Source organism: Streptomyces mayteni (assembly GCF_054783955.1).
In genome coordinates this window covers 1-18762 of sequence record NZ_BAAGPR010000102.1, presented here as the reverse complement: position 1 = coordinate 18762, position 18762 = coordinate 1, and the positions used below count along the sequence as shown (strand labels likewise).

The 18762-nt window shown below is 71.6% G+C and carries 20 protein-coding genes; 8 read left to right on the top strand and 12 right to left on the bottom strand.

Annotated elements, in window-relative coordinates:
* Positions 1-256 precede the first annotated feature (256 nt).
* A complete protein-coding gene (rpsO, locus tag ACYVPE_RS31590) occupies positions 257-547 on the bottom strand; it encodes a 30S ribosomal protein S15 (RefSeq protein WP_132818661.1) in 291 nt (96 codons plus the stop codon).
* 213 nt (positions 548-760) lie between these two features.
* Positions 761-2185 (bottom strand): type VII secretion integral membrane protein EccD, encoded by a 1425-nt coding sequence (gene eccD / locus ACYVPE_RS31585; RefSeq protein WP_461037198.1) that lies wholly within the window; start codon positions 2183-2185, stop codon positions 761-763.
* A 202-nt stretch (positions 2186-2387) separates the two neighbouring features.
* On the opposite strand from eccD, the gene eccCa reads away from it, so the two are divergent.
* The gene (gene eccCa / locus ACYVPE_RS31580) at positions 2388-6350 is read left to right on the top strand and encodes a type VII secretion protein EccCa (RefSeq protein WP_461037197.1); all 3963 of its coding nucleotides are present in this window, start codon (positions 2388-2390) and stop codon (positions 6348-6350) included.
* Positions 6351-6365: 15 nt separating this feature from the next.
* Here the strand turns inward: eccCa and ACYVPE_RS31575 are convergent, their stop codons facing one another.
* From ACYVPE_RS31575 to ACYVPE_RS31550, 6 genes are all read right to left on the bottom strand, one after another.
* Positions 6366-6944 carry a hypothetical protein gene (locus tag ACYVPE_RS31575; RefSeq protein ID WP_461037196.1) on the bottom strand — a complete coding sequence of 193 codons (579 nt, stop codon included), beginning with the start codon at positions 6942-6944 and terminating at the stop codon, positions 6366-6368.
* Positions 6941-8653, bottom strand: coding sequence for an alpha/beta hydrolase (locus ACYVPE_RS31570; RefSeq protein WP_461037195.1), 1713 nt, complete (start codon positions 8651-8653; stop codon positions 6941-6943). Before ACYVPE_RS31570 ends, ACYVPE_RS31575 begins: the two co-directional genes overlap by 4 nt.
* Before the next feature lie 20 nt (positions 8654-8673).
* Complete coding sequence (locus tag ACYVPE_RS31565; RefSeq protein WP_461037194.1) at positions 8674-9105, bottom strand: hypothetical protein; 432 nt, start codon at positions 9103-9105, stop codon at positions 8674-8676.
* An 83-nt stretch (positions 9106-9188) separates the two neighbouring features.
* Positions 9189-9482, bottom strand: a complete 294-nt coding sequence (locus ACYVPE_RS31560; protein ID WP_461037193.1) for a WXG100 family type VII secretion target — start codon at positions 9480-9482, stop codon at positions 9189-9191.
* A gap of 14 nt (positions 9483-9496) precedes the next feature.
* The gene (locus ACYVPE_RS31555) at positions 9497-9856 is read right to left on the bottom strand and encodes a hypothetical protein (RefSeq protein ID WP_461037192.1); all 360 of its coding nucleotides are present in this window, start codon (positions 9854-9856) and stop codon (positions 9497-9499) included.
* 101 nt (positions 9857-9957) lie between these two features.
* The gene (locus ACYVPE_RS31550) at positions 9958-10365 is read right to left on the bottom strand and encodes a hypothetical protein (protein ID WP_461037191.1); all 408 of its coding nucleotides are present in this window, start codon (positions 10363-10365) and stop codon (positions 9958-9960) included.
* Between the two features lie 203 nt (positions 10366-10568).
* Between ACYVPE_RS31550 and ACYVPE_RS31545 the strand changes: the two genes are divergently transcribed.
* Positions 10569-10844: a hypothetical protein gene (locus tag ACYVPE_RS31545; protein WP_461037190.1), complete on the top strand. Its 276-nt coding sequence runs from the start codon at positions 10569-10571 to the stop codon at positions 10842-10844.
* 5 nt (positions 10845-10849) lie between these two features.
* Here the strand turns inward: ACYVPE_RS31545 and ACYVPE_RS31540 are convergent, their stop codons facing one another.
* Positions 10850-11269 (bottom strand): ATP-binding protein, encoded by a 420-nt coding sequence (locus tag ACYVPE_RS31540; protein WP_461037189.1) that lies wholly within the window; start codon positions 11267-11269, stop codon positions 10850-10852.
* 91 nt (positions 11270-11360) lie between these two features.
* On the opposite strand from ACYVPE_RS31540, the gene ACYVPE_RS31535 reads away from it, so the two are divergent.
* From ACYVPE_RS31535 to ACYVPE_RS31525, 3 genes are read left to right on the top strand one after another with little or no spacing between them, the layout of a single operon-like run.
* Complete coding sequence (locus tag ACYVPE_RS31535; protein ID WP_461037188.1) at positions 11361-12194, top strand: helix-turn-helix domain-containing protein; 834 nt, start codon at positions 11361-11363, stop codon at positions 12192-12194.
* Complete coding sequence (locus tag ACYVPE_RS31530) at positions 12169-12360, top strand: DUF397 domain-containing protein (protein WP_461037187.1); 192 nt, start codon at positions 12169-12171, stop codon at positions 12358-12360. The genes ACYVPE_RS31535 and ACYVPE_RS31530 overlap by 26 nt, the downstream gene beginning before the upstream one ends.
* Complete coding sequence (locus ACYVPE_RS31525; protein WP_461037186.1) at positions 12360-12647, top strand: DUF397 domain-containing protein; 288 nt, start codon at positions 12360-12362, stop codon at positions 12645-12647. Before ACYVPE_RS31530 ends, ACYVPE_RS31525 begins: the two co-directional genes overlap by 1 nt.
* 3 nt (positions 12648-12650) lie before the next feature.
* Here ACYVPE_RS31525 and ACYVPE_RS31520 read toward each other — a convergent pair whose 3' ends face one another.
* The 3 genes from ACYVPE_RS31520 to eccB all read right to left on the bottom strand — a co-directional run bounded on the left by ACYVPE_RS31520 (position 12651) and on the right by eccB (position 16106).
* The gene (locus ACYVPE_RS31520) at positions 12651-13355 is read right to left on the bottom strand and encodes a class I SAM-dependent methyltransferase (RefSeq protein ID WP_461037185.1); all 705 of its coding nucleotides are present in this window, start codon (positions 13353-13355) and stop codon (positions 12651-12653) included.
* Positions 13356-13443: 88 nt separating this feature from the next.
* On the bottom strand, positions 13444-14628 hold the full coding sequence (gene mycP / locus ACYVPE_RS31515; protein ID WP_461037184.1) for a type VII secretion-associated serine protease mycosin: 1185 nt from the start codon (positions 14626-14628) through the stop codon (positions 13444-13446).
* Positions 14625-16106, bottom strand: a complete 1482-nt coding sequence (gene eccB / locus ACYVPE_RS31510) for a type VII secretion protein EccB (protein ID WP_461037183.1) — start codon at positions 16104-16106, stop codon at positions 14625-14627. Before eccB ends, mycP begins: the two co-directional genes overlap by 4 nt.
* Before the next feature lie 112 nt (positions 16107-16218).
* Between eccB and eccE the strand changes: the two genes are divergently transcribed.
* The 3 genes from eccE to ACYVPE_RS31495 form a co-directional block, all read left to right on the top strand.
* Positions 16219-17523: a type VII secretion protein EccE gene (gene eccE, locus ACYVPE_RS31505; protein ID WP_461037182.1), complete on the top strand. Its 1305-nt coding sequence runs from the start codon at positions 16219-16221 to the stop codon at positions 17521-17523.
* Complete coding sequence (locus tag ACYVPE_RS31500; RefSeq protein ID WP_461037181.1) at positions 17523-18203, top strand: hypothetical protein; 681 nt, start codon at positions 17523-17525, stop codon at positions 18201-18203. Before eccE ends, ACYVPE_RS31500 begins: the two co-directional genes overlap by 1 nt.
* A gap of 309 nt (positions 18204-18512) precedes the next feature.
* Positions 18513-18762 (top strand): SCO5717 family growth-regulating ATPase (locus ACYVPE_RS31495; RefSeq protein ID WP_461037180.1); only part of this gene is annotated, 250 nt, incomplete at its 3' end.

Genomic DNA, 18762 nt, shown 5'->3' with positions numbered 1-18762 from the left:
GTACTGCTGTCTTCGGGTGCCTTCGTGTGCGGCCTGGTCCTCGCGAGGCACTTCGCCGCACGGGACCAGCCTACAAAGGCATCCGGTTCCCGGCTCGGTTTCCGCCTCCGTGGGGGCGACCGCCCGGGGTGCCTCGCGGCTCGGGCCGCGGGCCGGCCACCGGAGGGCGTCGGTCGGGGGCGGAAACCGCTCCGGAATCACCGGATACGGCGAAGGAGCGGCCGCCGCGTGCGATGGCCGCTCCCTCGTGGGTGTCTTATCGGGCACCCGCCGCGCCGCGGCGGATGCCGAGGCGCTCGACCAGGGCCCGGAAGCGCTGGATGTCCTTGCGCGCCAGGTACTGGAGCAGACGCCGGCGCTGACCCACCAGGAGCAGCAGGCCCCGGCGGGAGTGGTGGTCGTGCTTGTGGGTCTTCAGGTGCTCGGTGAGGTCCGAGATGCGGCGGGAAAGCAGCGCCACCTGAACCTCGGGGGAGCCGGTGTCGCCTTCCTTGGTGGCGAACTCGGTGATGATCTGCTGCTTGGTGGCGGCGTCGAGTGACGACACACGTACTCCTTGGCTGGGGTGTGATTGCCACCGAGTGCCCCTGGTCTTATCCGCAGGGGAGCTTCCGGAACTCGGGAGGCGGGGTCCGCTGAGCGCTTCCTCCAGAAGACTCCTCTAAAAGGGACTGGGGGCGCGTACGCAAACGGCCAGTGAGCACGGTACAACAGATTCGCTCCCCGAGCACATCGGGCCGGTGGCGCGCGGGGGCGCCGGTCAGTCGCCGGTCAGGCCGCGGGCCCTGGCGTAGACGTCGAGGACGGCAAGGCAGAGCGGGATGAGGGAGAGCAGCACGGCGCCCTCGGTGAGGTCGAGCGCCCGGCCCCAGAACGGCGTGAGCCCGGCGCGCGGCACGATCAGCGCGACGGCGGCGAGCAGCCCGGCGCCGGCGGTGAGGGCGGCGGTCAGCCAGAGGACCCGCAGGTCTCCCGCGCCCTCCGCGTCCAGCGCGAAGCCGGCGACCAGCAGCCCGAGGGAGCCGAGCCCGGCGACCAGCAGCACCGTCACCTGGACGGCGTAGCGGAAGAGGCGGGCGCGGGTGAGCAGGGCGACGCCGGCCGCCAGGGCGAGGAGCTGACCCCAGCCGTCCGCGGAGAAGCCGAGGACGCCGGCGGCCACGGTGGCGACGGTGGCGCAGCCGCCGGTGAGGCCGAGCAGGATCTGGTGGCCGCGGCGGGCCTGGGCGGCGATGCGCTCGACGTCGACGGCGCCCGGCTGGGCCGGCTCCTGGCCCTGGCCCTCGTAGCCGGGGCGCGGCGCGACGTAGCCGATGGGGAGCCGGACCAGGCTGGCGGAGAGCGCCGGCAGGAAGGCGAGCGCGCCGAGGGCGAAGGGGACGCAGAGCGCGGCGGCCGCGGTGGGGGTGGCCTCGGTGAGGATGGCGCCGAAGGTGGCGGCGGCGCCGAACGCGGCCGCGCAGGCGGCGGCCGCGAACCAGCCGGCGCCCGCGGGCACGGTGGCGACCAGCGCCGCCGCGACCACCAGGACGGCGAGGCAGCCGAGGAGGAGTTCGAGGCGGCCGACGCCGTGTCCCTCGTCGAGCGGCAGCGCGCCGGTGCCGGCGACCAGCGCGTGCGGCAGGGCGGCGAGGCCGGCGGTCAGGGCGGCGGGCAGGTCGTCGTAGACCCGGGCCCGGACGGCGGCGAAGCCGGCGAACAGCACGGCGAGCACCCCGGCCAGGACGGCGGGCAGGCCGTGCGTCTCGTGCCTGACGGGGTCGGCGTACCAGAGCACCAGGGCGGTGAGCGCGGCGAGCGCCCCGGCGGCGGTGAGCCCCGCGGTGCGCAGCAGCCGCTCGTTCCACAGCCGCCGGTCGTGGGTGACGGCCTCGGCGATGGCGTCGGTGACGTCGTCGTGGACGGGCGGCGGCAGCGAGTCGGCGAAGGGACGGAGGGTCAGGACGTCGCCGTCCAGGACGCGTTGGGCGCCGAGGGTGCGGGCGCCGTCGAGCACGGTGCCGTCGCGGCGGACCAGGTGGTAGCCGACGGGGGCGCCGGGGTCGGGGGTCTGGCCGGTGAGGCGGAGGATCTCGGGGTAGAGGTCGGCGAGCGGGAGGTCCTCGGGCAGCGCCATGTCGGTGCGGCTGTCGGGCGCAGCGACGGTGACCCGGCAGAACCCGGTGGCGGCGGTCGTCGTGCTCACGGTACGTATCCCCCTCGTGCCAGGCCCACGGACTGCGGCGGCCAACCCTATCCGCTGGGTCGGGGGACGGCGGACGGGCGGGGGGCCACGGGGAGGCCGGGTGGGGTGCCGCAGGGAGGCCGGGTGGGGGCGAAACCCCCTGCACTAGGATCGGTCGCCCGACGACACCAACCGGCTACCAACCGTCGCCGCGGGGGGATTTGTGAGCCAGATCGTGGTCAAGCGTCCGCCGAGGTCGCTGCCTGACCGGGTTCCCGACGAGGCCGTCCACCTGCTGCCGCCGCCCGAACTGCCCAAGGGGCAGCAGGAGGGCGTGCTGATGCAGATCGTGCCGATGCTCGGCATGGGCTCCTCCGTGGTGTTCTTCTTCATGCCGGGCGCGGCGCCCATGATGCGGGTGATGGGCCTGCTGATGCTGGTGTCCACGGTCGGCATGCTGATCGCGATGGTGGTGCGGTTCCGGCGCGGCACCCAGGGGCAGCTGGCGCAGCTGCGCCGGGACTACCTCAAGTACCTGGCGCGCACCCGGCAGGAGGTGCGCGAGACGGCGCGCGAGCAGCGCGACACCCAGCTCTACCTGCACCCGGCGCCCGAGCAGCTGTGGGCGCTGGTGGCCGAGGGCAGCCGGGTGTGGGAGCGGCGGCCGGGGGACGCGGACTTCGGTCAGGTGCGGCTCGGCCTCGGCGAGCACCAGTTGGCGACGCCGCTGGTGGCCCCCGAGTCGGCGCCGGTCGACGAGCTCGAACCGTTGGCGGCCCGGTCGATGCGCCGGTTCCTCGACACCCACGGCACGGTGGGCGGGCTGCCGGTCGCCGTGTCGCTGCGCGGCTTCTACCACCTGACGGTCACCGGAGAGGCGGAGTCGGCGAGGTCGACCGCCCGTTCGCTGGTCGCCTCGCTGACCGCGCTGCACTCGCCTGAGGACGTGCGGCTCGCCGTGGTGACCTCGGCCGAGGCGGCCGGCGCCTGGGAGTGGGTCAAGTGGCTGCCGCACGCGCAGTTCCCGGCGCTCGACGGGGCCGGCACCCAGCGGCTGACGGGCCGCGGAGTGTTGGAGGTGGAGGAGCGGCTCGCCGCCGACCTGGAGGGGCGGGGCAGGTTCGCGGCCGGCGGCAAGCCGGTGCTCGACCAGCCGCACGTGGTGCTGCTGCTGGACGGCGCGCGGGTGCCGCCGCACTCGGCGTTCGCGGCGGCCGAGGGGATCCAGGGCGTCACCGTGGTCGAGGTGAGGCCGGGCGACCGCCTCCGGGACTCGGCGCCCAGGGCGGGCCTCACCGTCTGGTCGACACCCGGGGAGCTGCGCCTCGTCTCGCCCGACGGCTCCTACTACGAGGGCGTGCCCGACGCGCTGTCGCCGCCGGCGGCCGAGGCGTTGGCCAGGCAGCTGGCCCCGCTGCGGCTCGGCACCGCCTCCGACGAGGAGGAACCGCTGCTGGCCAACCTGGACTTCGCCGAGCTGCTCGGCCTCGGCGACCCGGCCACGGTGGACGTGGCCCGCACCTGGCGGCCGCGCGGTGCGGGCGAGCGGCTGCGGGTGCCGATCGGGGTGGACGAGGAGGGCCAGCCGGTGATGCTGGACCTCAAGGAGGCGGCGCTGGAGGGCATGGGCCCGCACGGCCTGTGCGTGGGCGCCACCGGCTCCGGCAAGTCGGAGCTGCTGCGCACCCTGGTGCTCGGCCTGGCGGTCACCCACACGTCGGAGACGCTGAACTTCGTCCTGGCGGACTTCAAGGGCGGCGCCACCTTCACCGGGATGGCCGGGCTGCCGCACGTGTCGGCGGTGATCACCAACCTGGCGGACGACCTCACCCTGGTCGACCGGATGGGCGACTCGATCCGCGGCGAGCTGCAGCGGCGGCAGGAGCTGCTGCGGGCGGCCGGCAACTACGCCAACCTGCACGAGTACGAGAAGGCCAGGGCGGCGGGCGCCCCGCTCGAACCGCTGGCCTCGCTGGTCCTGGTGATCGACGAGTTCTCCGAACTCCTCACGGCCAAGCCCGACTTCATCGACATGTTCATCCAGATCGGCCGGATCGGCCGTTCGCTCGGGGTGCATCTGCTGCTGGCCTCCCAGCGCCTGGAGGAGGGCCGGCTGCGGGGCCTCGACACCTATCTCTCCTACCGGATCGGCCTGCGCACCTTCTCGGCGGCCGAGTCGCGGACCGCGATCGGCACGCCCGACGCCTACCATCTGCCGCAGATCCCGGGCTCCGGCCTGCTCAAGTTCGGCACCGAGGAGATGGTCCGCTTCAAGGCGGCCTACGTCTCGGGCCCGTACCGCGAGCCCTCGGCCCAGCAGGCGGCCGCCGGGCCGCGGCCGGCGCAGCGCCACCCCGTCGTCTTCACCGCCGACCCGGTGCCGGTACGTGTCGCGGATCCCGAGCCGGAGCCCGGCCCAGCGGCGGTGGCCCCGGTGGACGACCCGATGGCCGACTCGGTCCTCGACGTGATCGTCCGCCGGGTCGAGGGCCAGGGCCCGGCCGCCCACCAGGTGTGGCTGCCGCCTCTCGACTCCGCGCCCACGCTGGACGAACTCCTGCCGGACCTGCGGGTGTCGGAGGGCCGCGGCCTCCAGGCCGCCGGCCGGTCGGGCACGCTCTCGGTGCCGCTCGGCCTGGTGGACAAGCCGTTCGAGCAGCGCCGCGAGGTCCTCGTCCGCGACTTCTCCGGCGCCGGCGGCCACATGCTGATCGTCGGCGGCCCGCAGTCCGGCAAGTCCACCCTGCTGCGCACCCTGATCGCCTCGTTCGCGCTGACCCACACCCCGCGCGAGGTCCAGTTCTACGGCCTCGACTTCGGCGGCGGTGGCCTCGCCTCGATGGCGGACCTGCCGCACGTGAGCGGCGTCGCCTCCCGTCTCGACCCCGACCGGGTGCGGCGGACGGTGGCGGAGGTCGCGGGTGTACTGGCCGGCCGCGAGGAGTTCTTCCGCCGGCACGGCGTCGACTCGATGGCCACCTACCGACGGCTGCGCAACGAGGGCCGGCTGCCGGACGAGTCTTGGGGCGACGTCTTCCTGGTGATCGACGGCTGGGCGGCGTTCAAGCAGGACTACGACATGACGCTGCTCCCCGTGGTCACCGATCTGGCGACGCGCGGCCTGGGCTATGGCGTACACGTCGTGCTGACCGCCTCGCGCTATCTGGACCTGCTCGGCCCCATCCGCGATCAGCTGGCCAACCGACTCGAACTGCGGCTCGGCGACAGCATGGACTCGGAGTTCGACCGCAAGGTGGCCGCCGCCGTTCCGGCCAACGTGCCCGGGCGAGGTCAGGTGCCCGAACGGCTGCATTGGATCTCGGCGTTGCCTCGGCTCGACGGCGACGCCTCGTCGGCCAACCTCGCCGAGGGCACGGCAGCACTAGTCCGGGCGGTCAGCGACGCGTGGTCGGGCCCCTCAGCGCCCCCGATCCGCATGCTGCCCGACCGGCTGGCCGCCACCGACCTCCCGAAGGGCCATGAACGCCCCGAGCAGGGCGTCGCGATCGGCATGAGCGAGGACGACCTCACGCCGGTGTTCCTCGACTTCGACCAAGACCCGTTCTTCCTGGTCTACGGCGAGAGCGAATCCGGGAAGTCGGCAGCGCTCCGGCTCATTGTGAAGCAGCTCTGCGAGCGCTACACACCCGACGAGGCCAGGCTACTGATCGGCGACTACCGACGTTCGCTCCTGGGCTCGACCCCTGAGTCACACATCGGCACCTACGGCACCGTGGGCCCGAAACTCACTGCGGACATGAAGGCGGTGCACGGCCTCATGCAGCAACGGGCTCCCTCCCCCGACATCACCCCGCATCAACTACGTGCCGGGCGCTGGTGGCAAGGCCCACTCGCCTTCGTCATCATCGACGACTACGAACTAGTAGCCTCTGGCTCGACGAACCCTCTCGCCCAACTGGTCGACCAGCTGCCCTACGCGCGGGACGTCGGCGTCCGGTTCATCATCGCCCGCAACTCGGCCGGAGTCTCGCGGGCGATGTTCGAACCGTTCATGCAACGCGTCAAAGAGCTGGGCGCACAGGGGCTGGTGCTGTCCAGCGACCGCGCGGAGGGCGACATCCTCCCCGGCGTCCGCGGCCGCTCCCTGCCACCGGGCCGCGGGATCCTCGCCACCCGCAAGCGTGGCAACCAGTTGGTTCAGGTGGGGTGGCTGCCCGAGGTGTGAGAGGCATGGGCTGGGTCACTGCGACCAGTAGTCCGAGTGAACGTTGGGACGCGGCGCCTGCCTGTTGGTGTACTCCGGACCACTGGCAGGTGGCGCCACGTCGCTCATCTCAAAGCAGGGTGTCGTAAGCCCGAGGTACACCTGCCCCTCCCCCTTGACCCCCACTGACATACGGAAATCTCCGGGGGCGGAGGCGTAGATGGCGGGAACCACCTCGCTCGTGTTTTCCCCGGTGACGACGAAACCTTGGCCCTCCCAGTACTGCCGGACGGATTCCAATAGTTCCCGCCGCCTCTCCTCGGAGACGATGGTGAGGATCGCCCTGTCACGGCTGACGTATCCGGTGTCGTACGGAAGATCTCGCGGGTCGTCCGGGCACGGCCCGTCATTGTTCCATGAGTGTGTCCACTCAAGGGACGGCGTGATGGCAGCCAGCGTCTCATCGAGCACCCTATCGGCATACTCGGCCGCATCTTGCATATCCATCTCCTCGAACTCACCTTCCTCACTAGACGGAATGGATGGCCCACTACTCGACCCGCACCCGCTTGCCAGGATGGCCGCCAGGACCACGACATGCAGTGACTTCTTCACCTGTACTCCTGTCGACTCACCTGGTCTCCAAGTCCAGCGACGATGAACGCGATATTCTCTGCGGATTCTGGGTCTACACCGGGGTTGAAATAATTGGAATGCGCATCCACGCCACCTTCGAGCAACGTCATCCCGTCGTCGACTCTGAATCGCTGCGCACCAAACGACTCACTGGCAGGATCCCTGCCGAACCAGATTTCGTTGTCGTTGACATCCATGAGCCTTCCCCCGAGATAGGCACCCAACGGCCCCATCATCACCATGCCGCCAGCGCCGCCCGCCGCCTCTTCCGGGGAAGGCAGTCGCGTCACCACATCGTTGTCGGCCGCCCCGACGTAGACATGATCCGCGCCGACGCCCAGATCCTCCGCGTGGTCCACGCCGAGACCCGGACTACCGACGATGATGATGTCGTCCGCCGCAACACCACCTTCCTCCTGAGTGGCCATAGCGAGGGTCAGGGATCCGTAGGAGTGCCCGATGGCGGTAACGTGCGGATCCTCGTTCGAGTTGGTCACGTTGATCCCGTCGAGGAACCGCTGATAGGCGGGCGCACCTGACCTGGCGTGGTCCTTACTCATCACATCCATCTTCTCCGGGAGCGCGAATCCATCGGGCATCAGCCCTGCGCCCTCGCCCAGGATCGGCGCATCGTAGCCGAGCCACACGATGGCGGCACTCGACGGATCGTTCTCCCTAGCCCCCTGAGCGGTGTACAGCGCCCGGTCTACGGTCCCTCCGGCGAAGTTCGCGTCCAATCGAGTGTCCAACCCCGGTACATAAGCCGAGACATTCTGCGCTTCGTCGGGGTTCCCGAACGAGATGATTGCCCTTCCGTTTCCCTCGTCTCCGATCCCCAGAAGATACATCGGTGGATCGGTGTCCTCCCCAAGACGAGCCTCGATGGCCTGAAGCCCCTCCAGTTTGCGCTGGGAGTCCGCGTCATTTCGCCCTTCAAGCGCGTCGATGAGCTGAGGCAGATGGAGACGATTCGCCTGATCGCGATCCACGGCAGGAATGCCGTCCAGGTTTCCGATGACATCCGGATATCGCTCGATCAGCTCGGCCCGCTGTTCCTCCGAGAGTCCCTGCCACCACGTGTGCACGTGCTCCGGCGACTCCTCCATCGGAATGATGGACTCCTCGGCACCGCTGTTGAAGCCGAAGAACGGGGTGTCGTTGTGTGTCGCTCGCTCCAGGCTGGTTCGGACGACTACGTCGTATTCGGTGATCGCGTCGACCCAGCGCCGGATCTCGGCTGTCCACGCCGCTTCGGACTCCACGATCTGCCGCTGGAACTCTGGGTCCTGATGGGAGAGGTCTCGGGACCCCTCGGGGAACCTGTCGAGGTCGTAGGTCGCTCGTCCAGTCGTCGCGTTCACCGTCATGCCGGCCGCTTCGGCCTGGCTCACCGCGTCCGTAAGCAGTCCTTTGAGGCGGGTGAGTTCGTCGCGCGCTGTCCGCAGGATCTCGGCGACGACTCCCGCCTCCTCCTCCGCGGCGGCGAACGTCTCACGCGTCTCCCGGAAGCGGTTGACGGCAGCACCGGCGCTCAGCCCCTGCCATTCGTCGACTCGGGCCGACGCCTCGACCTGCTGCTCGTAGACTTCCCGCTGGGAGGCGAGCCGCTCAACCATCTCCTCCCATCGCGAAGCCGTGAATCCGAGCTCGCTGAATCGAGCGTTGATGATGTCCCCGTACGTCGGCAACTGGCTCCTCCGATGACACGTCATTCCGACATGTCGTTCTCCACCGCCTGAATGGTGTGGCCGATGCGGGAGTCGGTGATGATGAAACCCAGTTGGATCACGTGCAGTGCCTCCGCATCGGATTCCAACCGCCCGGCCAGCATGTCGGCCTTGCGCTCCCAGCGTGTGATGACAGATGCCAGACCGCGAGCCAACTCCCAGTCACGGAACATCTGCACCACGTACGAGGTGCGAACGTCGGCCGTCCTGCCTGCGGTCCTCGTATCGCCGAGGATCGATTCCCGAATCACGCGCGCCGCGCCTTCGAGGGTTCCGTCCCCGACTACCAACGTGCCATCGGTGCCGTCGCCCTGCGCGGACGAAGCGACGGTGGAGACGTCGCGGCGTGGACCGATCCCCTGCTCAGCGAGCGCCGCTTCGTGAAGTCGGGTGAACTCTTCCCAGGTTGCCATGACAACACCTCTTCGACAGCCGGGGTGAACGTCCGGTGGTCACGCCACGCGAAGCGACGTGACCACCGGATCGGCGTGGAAAGTCACAGCCCGTCGCGCAGGAGCCGCGCGCCATGGCTGTCAGTCGCCCGGTACATCGCCGACGAGTTCACGAAGGTCCGCGCCGCTGCATCCTCAGTCATCCCCAGGTTCGCCATCGCGGCGTCCCAGCGACGCATCTGGAACTCGAAGACGTTCCTGGTCTCGCTGTCCCAGTTCTCGACCTTCGCCCGCACCTGGCCTTGCAGCTCTTCAAGCATCGTCCGCAAGTTGCCGGCCACCGCGCTGACGCTCTCGGCCGTCTGACTGACACCGCTGTAACTGTGGTTGATAGCCATCGAACAAGCCCCTCTCAGAATCCGTTGATCCGGGTCGCGGGCATGTTGTCGAAGTTCGACTCGACGCCGCTCAACTCCCGGACCCGCTCCATCTCCTGCTCGTCGAACCCGTTGATGCTCATCTCCAGCATCTCCGCGATGACCCCGATGCTGTCCCGCAGCTCCCTGAGGGCATCGCTGGCCCTGTTCTGGAGGCCGGCGGCGGCCGCGCCAGCCTGGCCGCCCCACACCCCGGGCAGCGAGCCGCCCGCCGCCTCGGCCTGCGTGTAGAGACCGTTCACGGTTCCCTGTGCGGTGCGCAGCTTCGTCACGAGATCGGGTAGATCATCCTCCATTCGGAGGTTGTCGCCGCCACTCAGAACCTCATCGGACATCCGGTCGTCTCCTTGTGCGTCGCTCTTGGAATTTCTCGTTCTCGGCTAGGCGGCGTCGGAGGCGCTGCCTCATCCAGCCGTGTCGGGTTCAGGGAGCCATGTCACGGCCGGCCGGGGCTCTCGCCCGCCCGGTCGGCCGCGTAGCGCTCTTCCCAACCCGCCATGATCGTTTGCAGGCGTTGCCGCTGCTCGAGCTCGACGGCCTCGTAGCCCCGCTCGGAGAGCAGCGTCACGATACCGAGCGCCTCCATGGCCTCCTGCCGGATCCGCACGAAGTCCTCCAGTCGAGCGACCACCGACTCGTAGCGCGCGGGCAGGTCGGACAGCGACGCCACCCCCTCGCCGAAGCTGCTGCGCTCAAGGCCCAGCCGTGCCACGGTGGACGTGGTGATGCCGCCGTCCCGGAGCGACGCCTCGATCTCGCCGAGTCGTCCGGCGAAGCCGCTCAGGGCTTCGTCCCCGACGTAGAGATCGGCCTGCCCCGTCACCGCACGCGAATCGTCCGGCACCCCGCCCCCCTCATCCACAGGTCGTGCCCCCTCGGTCACCGAGGGCCACCCATCCTAGACCGAACGCGTTGTCCCCAGGCAACACGAATGCGAACAAGCGTTATAAGGATGGTAGTTACCGCACGGTCCGGTCACATCCGCGCCTGTACTCAGATGCCGCTGAGTAGCCCCGGCGCATACAGCCGAACGCCTATGCTTCTGTCGTGACTTCGACACAACAGGGGCTCACCCCGCGCCAGGCCCGCCGGCTGCGCATGGGGATCGCCGCGGGGGCGATGGCGGCGATGGCGGTCATGCTCGTCGTCCAGCTCGGCGACGGGTCGTCCCTGCGGTCCCTGGGGCTGTACGGCGCCGCGTTCGTCGTCTCCGGGTCGGTCATCGAGATGAGCCGCCGAGGCCGGACCCGGCTCGGGATGGCCGTGCTGGTGGCCGGTTTCGTGCTGCTCCTGGGGACGGACTGGTGGCTGCGTACGTTCTGAACCGGCTACGCCTTCAGTTCGCCCCACACCGTCTTCCCGCCCTGTCCGGCGTGCGGCGTGACGCCCACGGTGTCCATGAGCCCGGCGATCAGGGCCAAGCCGCGGCCTGACTCCCGCCAGACGTCGTGCGGTTGCACCACCGGCAACACGGGGTGGCGGTCGGTGACCTCGATGCGGATGCCCTCGTCGTGGCGGAGCAGGGTGAAACGGCACCAGCGGTCGGGGACATGCCGGATGACGTTGGCGAGCAGCTCGGTGGCCGCGAGTTCGGCGGCGTCCGTCAGATGGGGCAGCCCCCAGAGGCGGAGGTAGCTACGGACGATGCGGCGGACGTGGGCGGGTGAGTGCTCGCCGCAGGTCATCTCGAAGCCGTAGCGGTGGGGCGGGGGCGGGTTCTCGTCGGGGGCGCACGTTGTTCCGTTCACCCCACAAGACTGCGTTCGCGTGGCTACTTTGGGCTATGGGGGGAATGCAAAGCGCAGTCGGTTTGCGTTGCGGTCGAGCAGGGAGTGGCCGATGGTGAACATCAAGGAGCTGGACCCGGGGGCGTCTCCGCTGGCCTACTTCGGTTCCGAGCTGCGGCGGTTGCGGATGGCCGCCGAGCGCACGCTGGATCAGGTGGGCAGGGCGGTGTTTCTCACCGGTTCGCAGATCGGGCAGTTCGAGAACGCCGTGTTGATGCCGAAGCTGGAGCATCTGGAGCGGCTCGACGCCGCGCTGAACGCGGAGGGCGCGCTGCTGCGCCTGTGGCCGTTGATCAGCCGCAGCGCGCTGCCCAGGTGGTTCCAGAAGCAGGCGAATCTGGAGCAGAAGGCCACGGAGATCTACACCTTCAACCCGCAGCTGGTGCATGGGCTGCTCCAGACCGAGGGATACGCGCGGGCCGTGCTGGGGGCGATGCACAGCAGCGAGTTGGACGCGCGGGTGGTGGCTCGGCTGGAGCGGCAGAAGATCCTCGAGCGCGACCAGCCGCCGGTGTTCTGGGCCGTGTTGAGCGAGGCGGTGCTGTACCAGGAGATCGGCGGGAAGGAGGTGATGCGGGAGCAGCTGGCGCGTCTGCTGAGCTTCCGGACGAACGATCTGGTGAACGTGCAGATCCTGCCGTTCAGTGCGGGGGTGCACGCGGGGCTGCTGGGCTCGTTCACGGTTTTGCGGTTTGCGGACACGCCGGACCTGGCCTATGAGGAGGGCTACGACGGGGGCGTCGCGACCGTCGACGGAGCCAAGGTCCGTGACCGTGCGCTGCGGTACGATCACCTGCAGGCGGCCGCCCTCTCCATCGAGGAGTCGGCGGAGCTGATCGCCCGGGTGATGAAGGAGCGCTATGGAGAAGGCCCTCAGGTGGCGTAAATCCAGCTACAGCGGTGACACCGGCGGCGAGTGCGTCGAGGTCGCGGCCGACGGGGCAGCCGTCGCGGTGCGGGATTCGAAGCGAACGGAGATGACCTGTGCGGCCGTGTCCGCTTCCGCTTGGCGGGCGTTTGTCGCGGCCGTGAACGACGAGGAGCTGTACTGATGGCCGCGACCGAGACGCCGGAAGAGATCGCCGCGCGCAAGGAGCGTGAGCGTGACGAGTTGTACTCCCGCGACATCTCCGGAGTGGAGTGGCTGAGCGCGCCCGACGGCCCGCAGGACGAGAAGGTGGAGATCGCGTACCTGCCGGGTGGCGGCGTGGGGATGCGGAACTCCAAGGACCCGGACACGGTGCTGCGGTTCACCGAGGCCGAGTGGGAGGCGTTCGTCCTCGGCGCGCGGGACGGGGAGTTCGACATCGACGAGCCGGGCCCGGCGCCCACCGCCTAGCGCTCAGCGCCTGACGCAGGTGTAGGTGCCGAAGAGCCGGCCCTCGAAGGCCGTGTCCACGATGTCGAAGCCGGCGCGGCTGAGCATGGGTTCGAAGAGCCAGCGGTAGGTGCTGTGCTCGGTGCGGATGTGTTCCGCGTAGTCGTCTGCCGTGTAGCCGGCGGCGGGGTCGCGGTTGGCGGCGCCGGCGAGCCAGGCGGTGAAGACGGCTTCGGCCTCGTGCGGTTCGAAGTCGTAGATCAGGTCGCGGATTCTCAGCACCCCGCCGGGGCGCAGCAGCGCGGCGAGGCGGTCGAGGGCCAGGGTCTTCCAGAAGTCCGGCAGCTGGTGCAGCGCGTGCCGGGTGTGGACGGCGTCCGCCGGTGGGCCCTCGTGGTGGTAGCTGAGGAAGCCGGCGTGGGCGCACTCCAGCGAGGTGAGGCCGGCCTCGGCGGCCCGGGCGCGGATGGTGGCCAGCATGGCCGGGGAGACGTCGGCCGCCACCACCCGGCGGAAGGAGCGGGCCGCGGCGAGGGCGAAGCGTCCGGTGCCGGCGCCGAGGTCGACGACGGTGGCGTCGGGGCCGACGCCGTGGGCGCGGAGGGCCTCGATGTCGGGGGCGGGGTCAGGGAAGCCCTGCTTCCGGTCGAAGCCCGCGACGAAGCCGGGGTCGAGGTGTTCCGGGCCGGCGTGGGCCAGTTCGTCGAGGGTCCAGGTTGGCTGCGGCATGGGGGCGAGGGTGCCACAGCCGGCCGGTCGGCGCGCGCCGTTTTCGCCCGTGCCGCCCTCACCCGCGCCGGCGGCGTCAGGCCCGGTGTCAGGCTCGGCGGCGGCGCAGGTCGCGCCGTACCAGGGCGACGCCGGCGATGACGGCGGTGAGGACGGTGGCGGTCAGCACGGCGTAGGTGCCGAGCCGTTCGGCCCGTTCGGCGTGGGTCTCGCCGAGGACGAGGTCGGGGACCTCGGGGGCCGGCGCGGCCGGCGGTGCCTCGTCGGGGACGGGTTCGGTCGGCGGGGCGGCCGGCCGCTCGGTGAGGGCGCGCACCGGGTCCACGACGCCCCAGCCGAGCTGGGGGTCGGGCCCGGGGATGGCGCGTTCGGCGGTCTGCTGGAGGTGGGCGACGACGTTCTGGGCGGTCCAGCCCGGCTCCGCGGCGCGCAGCAGGGCGGCCACGCCGGCGACGTAGGGGGCGGCGAAGCTGGTGCCGTTGTCCACGCACTGCCCGCCCAGGGGGACCGTGGAGACCATGTCGACGCCGGGCGCGGCGATGCCGACGAAGTCGCCTGACTGGGAGAACGGGGCGCGCTCGTTGTTGCGGTCGGAGGCGGCGACGGCCAGCACACCCTGGTAGGCGGCGGGGAACGTCTCCCCGAGCTCGCCGTCGGCGCCCTCGTTGCCGGCCGAGGCGATGACGACGACGTCGGCGGCGAGCGCCTCGTCGACGGCCAGGCGGAGGTCGGAGTCCTCGGCCAGCCGGCGGTCGGTGTCCTGGGAGATGTTGATGACGTCGGCGTCCGCCTGGACCGCGTACCTGATGGCCGCGGCGAGGGTCGCCACGTCGCCTTCGCCCTCGGCGTCGCTGGCCCGGATCGGGATGATGGTGGCGTCGGGAGCGAGGCCGACGAAGCCGGTGTCGCCGCGCTCCCGGGCGGCGATGATGCCGGCGACCTTGGTGCCGTGGCCGACCCGGTCGGTGGTCTGGTCGCCCTCGTCGTCGGTGAGGTCGGTGCCGCGGTCGGCGGCGACGGCTTCGGTCAGTTGGGGGTTCCGGGTGTCGACGCCGCTGTCGATGACGGCGACGCCGACACCCGCGCCGGTGCTGATCTCCCAGAGCTGGTCGAGCCGGACGCGCTGGAGCGCCCAGGGGCGTTCCTCGATCGGTTCGGCCGGGAACTGGCACTGGGCGCCGGTGGCCCTGGCGGTGGGGGTGCCGCCGGTGAGGGCGGCGCCGGTCAGCAGGGCGAGCGCGGCGGTGGCGCGGGCCGTTCTGTGCCTGGTCATGATCCCTGCGGCCGCCTCGCGTCGTCGATGTCGAGGGGAGGTCCGATCGGCAGGAACTGCGACCAGTGGGCCGGCACCGGCACCGGGGTGACCTGGCCGTAGCCGAGCTTGACCTGGGCCTGGTCGTCCGCCGCCTCGGTGTCGGTCGCGGTGGCCTGGACGGCGTAGCGCAGGCCGGTGTCGGTGACCAGGAAGACGCGGCCGGCCTCCGCCTGTTCGCCCTGTACCTGGCGGTAGAGGAGGCCGGATCCCGGGGTGACGTAGGCGGTGGAGGCGCCCGAGGCGATGGTGGCGGGGTAGGCGGTGCCGGCCCAGGTGGCGACCTCGGTCGAGCCGTCCTCGGGGTCGACGGAGCGCAGCACGGAGCAGAGGGTGGTCCGCTCGGGGTCGTTGACCTGGCTGATCCGGCTCTCCGGCCAGGTGAGTTCGTGGTCGATGCCGGCCTCGGGCGGGGCCGGTTCGAGGTCCTGGGCGCCGACCTCGAAGGCGGTGCCGCGCTGGCCGAGGAGCTCGGTGTGCGGGCTGTTGAGCATCAGGTGGGCGGTGAACTCGGAGACGGGGACGACCTGTTGCGGCAGCACCAGGTAGTCCTGGGGGCCGCCGCCGGTGGGGGCGGTCAGCACCATGCCCACCCGGTTGACGTCGTCCCGCAGGCCGGGCACGGCGGCCTCGGAGCCGACGGGGGCGGAGAGTTCGGGGAAGGCGATCGGGGAGCCGTCGGCGAAGGTGTCGAGCCACTCCTGGCCGACGCGCTGCGGGGGCCGCTCGTCGGTGAGGAGGCGGAGCAGCACGTCGAGGTTGTCCGGCTCTGCCTCGTCGATCAGGTACTTGGTGCCGGTGCCGTCGACGAGGTAGCCGGCGTCGTCCTCGGTGGACTGGACGTACAGCACCTCGCCGTCGGTGAGCCGGCCGCGGCCGTCGACCCGGCCTGCGTCGCGGTCGGCGAGGACGAAGGTGGCCTGCTGGTACTCGCCCCCGCTGCCCGGCTGTTGGCAGACCGCCCACCGCTTGGCCTCGCCCGACTCCTCGGCGGACGGCAGCCGGTCGGGGGCGTAGGGGATGCCGAGGGTGGGGCCGCGGGGGATGTCGCCGCTGTCGAGCTCGGCCTCGTCCACGCTGACGATGTCGACGTCGCCCGGGTCGCCGAGGAGGAGGCGGGCGGAGGAGAGGTTGAGCACCGGGTGGAGCTGTGGGCCGCCGCCCGGGGTCTCCAGGACCACGTAACGGGTCGTGGAGTCGCTGCCGATGATGACGTTGCGTCCCGGCTCGTCCCACCCCTGGGGGACGGCGGGCCTGAAGAGGCCCCAGGCGCCGAACCCGACCAGCACCAGCGCGCCCACCACCATGCCGGGCACCACCGAGCGCAGCGGGCGCGGGGCGCCCTCCTCGGTGCTGGTGGGGCTGGGTTGGAGGAACGCCGCCACCGTGCGGCGTTTGGCGAACGTGTAGGCGTTGAGCTCGTCCTTCCGCGACGCCATGGTTGAGCGCTCCTCCCCCGTACCGTGAACCGCACCCGTGCGATCCGTTGTCAGACCGGGGATCTACTATGCCGGGTGACGATCCGATCACGGTGAGGAGGGGGCGGGGAGCATGGCGACGGCTGCGACGGCTGCGACGGCTGCGACGGCGGCACGACCCGACGCGGGCGCCGGGCCGGCCGAGGCGGTGGTGCCTCGGCCGCCGGCCGGCTCGGGCGGGCTGCTGGCGCTCTGGCCGTTGGTGTGTCTCCAGGCGGCCGGCGCCCTGGTGTGGGGCGGTCTCGCCGTGAGCGGCCCCTGGCGCCCGGTGCTCTGGGCGCTCGCCGTGCCGCCCGTGGCGCTTCTGGTGCTGGTGGTGGCGGCCTGGCGGCTCGGCGAACCGCTGCCGGTCCGGGTGGGGGCGGCGCTGGCGCTGCGGCGGCGCGGTCGGCAGGCGGCCGGGCCGCTGCCGGCGGGTGGCGATCCTCTGGGGTCGCTGGCCGCCGAGTGCGTGCCGGGGCTGGTCAGTCACCCGTTCGCCGGGCGGGATCGGCGCGAGATCGGGATGGTCGCCGACGGCGGTTCGCTCACCGCGGTGCTGCGGGTGGAGGCCTCGCTCGCGCCGCTGCAACCGGGCCACGGGGTGCGGCCGTTGCCGTTGTCCCTGCTCCACGAGGCGCTGGAGACGGACGGGATATGTCTGGAGTCGGTGCAGTCGGTGCAGCACACCCAGCCGGCCCCCGCGCCGCAGCTGCCCGACCGGTCGGTGGCCGGGGCGAGTTACGCCCTGTTGCAGCCGCAGGGGCCCGGCGGGGCGCCCGCGTTGCGGCTGACCTGGGTGGCGTTGCGGCTCGATCCCGAGCTGTGCCCGGCCGCGGTGGCCGAGCGGGGCGGCGGCCTGCTGGGGGCGCAGCGCGCGCTGGCCCGGGTGGCCGACCAGTTGGCGAGTCGGTTGGCCGGCGCCGGCTTCCGGGCCACGGTGTTGACGGAGGGCGAGCTGCTGGCCGCGGTGGCGGCCTGCACCAGCTCCGACCCGGCGGCCACGACGCTGATCGGCCAGGCGGAGGGGCCGCGCCCGCGGCGCACCGCGGAGGGGGCGCGCGTGTGGCGCTGTGACGACCGCTGGCACACCACGTTCCGGGTGGTGCGCTGGCCGGCGCTCGGGCCTGGGGCCACGCCGCTGCCGGCCCTGGTCGCGCTGTTGACCTCGCTGCCGGCCTTCGCCACCACGTTCTCGCTCACCCTGCGCCGACAGGGCCCGCGTTCCGTGGCCCTCGGCGGGCACGTCCGGGTCACCGGGCGCAGCGAGGCCGAACTGCGGGCGGTCAGCCACCAGTTGCTGGCCGCGGCGCGCGGTTCGCGGCTGGCGCTGGCCCGGATGGACCGGCAGCAGCTGCCCGGGGTGCGGGCCACGTTGCCGCTGGGCGGGGTCCGCTGATGGCCAGGGGAACGCGGGTGCTGTCCGCGGACGAGTTGGCGGCGCTCGCGCTGCCGGTGGGGGACGACGGCATCATCGTCGGCGTCGACGCCCGCTCCCGCCCCGCGGTGCTGGGGATCCACCATCCCGTGCCGTACGACATGGTGTTGATCGGCGGGGTCTGGTCGGCGCAGGTGTTGGCGCTGCGCGCGGTGGCCACCGGGGCGCGGGTCGCGGTGGAGACGGCGCGGGCGCCGGTCTGGGCGCGGCTGGCGCAGGCGGCGAACGGCGGCGTGGAGTGCATGACGCTGCACGAGGTGGGCCGGGTGCCGCCGTTGGGCGCGACGCTCGGCAGCCCGGTGCTGGTGGTGCGGGACTGCGGCACGCGGCCGCCGCGCGGCCGGGTGGCCTCGGCTCCCTGGCAGCCGGTGCTGACGCTGCTCCCCTATCTCAGCCCGGCGGCGCCCAGGTTGCTCGAGCGTGCGGCGTTGGTGGGGATCCAGCGGGTGTCTCCCGAGGAGGCCGAGCGGATCGGGCGGATCATGGCGCTGCCGGAGATACAGGCGCAGGCGCTGTCCACCTTCGCCGAGGACGCGGTCCTCTGGTGCACCAGGGCGTCGCGGCGGCTGGTGCGGATGGTGCCGACGGACGGCGAGACGGGGCTGCTCGGCAACCCGAGCCGGCTCGACCCGACGAGCTGAGGGCGCGGGGGCGGTGGAGTCGGGGGAAATGACAGTGATGCCAGAGATGACAGAGCGGGGCGATTCCCCCGATTTCCCCCAACTGGTGTCGAGTTGCACGACGTTCGCCTTGTGACGGAACCCGTACCTCCTGGGGAGGGGTGGGGGAGTTCCGGAGGTGGCGACTAGGGTGATGGTGGGCACGTCAGGCGTGCCGTACAGAATGGCCTGAGCCCGTGCCGGGGGAACCGCTCGGGAGATCCGGTCCGTCATCCGCGTAGCGGACCACAGTGATGCGGATCAGAGGCATGACCAGCAGCGGGAGGCGTCGTGAACAGCGACCGGGACAGGGTTCGCACCGCGGAGGAGAGCTCCGCCGACGAACGCCCCGATGACGAGCTCCTTGAGGAGGAGTCCGAGACCACGGGGCAGTTCACCATCGACTACACGCCGCCGGCCTGGTATTCCGGCGGCGGCGCCAGCCAGCCGGCGGCACCGGCCGGCGGTGGTCAGGCCGTGCCGCCGCAGCAACAGCCGCCCACCGGGCCGCCGGCCGCGCCGCCCGCCGCGGCGCCGGTGC

Bases quoted from the DNA above. Each gene is read 5' to 3' on its own strand.
- ACYVPE_RS31565 (WP_461037194.1), bottom strand. From the start codon at position 9,105: ATGGCAACCTGGGAAGAGTTCACCCGACTTCACGAAGCGGCGCTCGCT.
- ACYVPE_RS31560 (WP_461037193.1), bottom strand. From the start codon at position 9,482: ATGGCTATCAACCACAGTTACAGCGGTGTCAGTCAGACGGCCGAGAGC.
- ACYVPE_RS31555 (WP_461037192.1), bottom strand. From the start codon at position 9,856: ATGTCCGATGAGGTTCTGAGTGGCGGCGACAACCTCCGAATGGAGGAT.
- ACYVPE_RS31535 (WP_461037188.1), top strand. From the start codon at position 11,361: ATGGTGAACATCAAGGAGCTGGACCCGGGGGCGTCTCCGCTGGCCTAC.
- ACYVPE_RS31530 (WP_461037187.1), top strand. From the start codon at position 12,169: ATGGAGAAGGCCCTCAGGTGGCGTAAATCCAGCTACAGCGGTGACACC.
- ACYVPE_RS31525 (WP_461037186.1), top strand. From the start codon at position 12,360: ATGGCCGCGACCGAGACGCCGGAAGAGATCGCCGCGCGCAAGGAGCGT.
- ACYVPE_RS31520 (WP_461037185.1), bottom strand. From the start codon at position 13,355: ATGCCGCAGCCAACCTGGACCCTCGACGAACTGGCCCACGCCGGCCCG.
- mycP (WP_461037184.1), bottom strand. From the start codon at position 14,628: ATGACCAGGCACAGAACGGCCCGCGCCACCGCCGCGCTCGCCCTGCTG.
- eccB (WP_461037183.1), bottom strand. From the start codon at position 16,106: ATGGCGTCGCGGAAGGACGAGCTCAACGCCTACACGTTCGCCAAACGC.
- eccE (WP_461037182.1), top strand. From the start codon at position 16,219: ATGGCGACGGCTGCGACGGCTGCGACGGCTGCGACGGCGGCACGACCC.
- ACYVPE_RS31500 (WP_461037181.1), top strand. From the start codon at position 17,523: ATGGCCAGGGGAACGCGGGTGCTGTCCGCGGACGAGTTGGCGGCGCTC.